Origin of the sequence: Methylophaga pinxianii, from assembly GCF_020447225.1 — a bacterium.
GTDB classification, from domain to species: Bacteria; Pseudomonadota; Gammaproteobacteria; order Nitrosococcales; family Methylophagaceae; genus Methylophaga; species Methylophaga pinxianii.
On sequence record NZ_JAJAEO010000042.1, the window covers coordinates 1 to 365 of the forward strand.

Consider the following 365-nt stretch of genomic DNA (forward strand, 5'->3'; position numbering starts at 1 on the left):
ACACGTTACAGCAAATCAGACGATGCCTTGCTGTTGCCACTGATTGAGAATTTGTGTGACAAACGTGCAACCAATGGCTATCGACGTATTACGGCGCACTTAAATCGCCAGTTAAAATCGGGAGAGCATGCATTTGTGAAAGTGAATCCAAAGCGGATTTACCGCATCATGCGACTGAATAATTTGCTGTTAGCGAAGCATACTGGTCGTGTTGGTGATAATCGAGCGCATGAAGGCAAGGTTATTACCCTTCACTCCAACACACGTTGGTGCTCAGATGGTTTTGAGATCGGCTGTTGGAATAAAGAAAAAGTCCGAGTGGTGTTTAGTCTCGACTGCTGCGACCGTGAAGTCATGAGTTATGT

1 protein-coding gene is annotated in these 365 nt (G+C 45.5%); it reads left to right on the forward strand.

Features of this window, described 5'->3' with window-relative positions:
• The coding region (locus LGT40_RS00195) for an IS3 family transposase (protein ID WP_226343099.1) at nucleotides 1-365 on the forward strand (365 nt) is incomplete at both ends.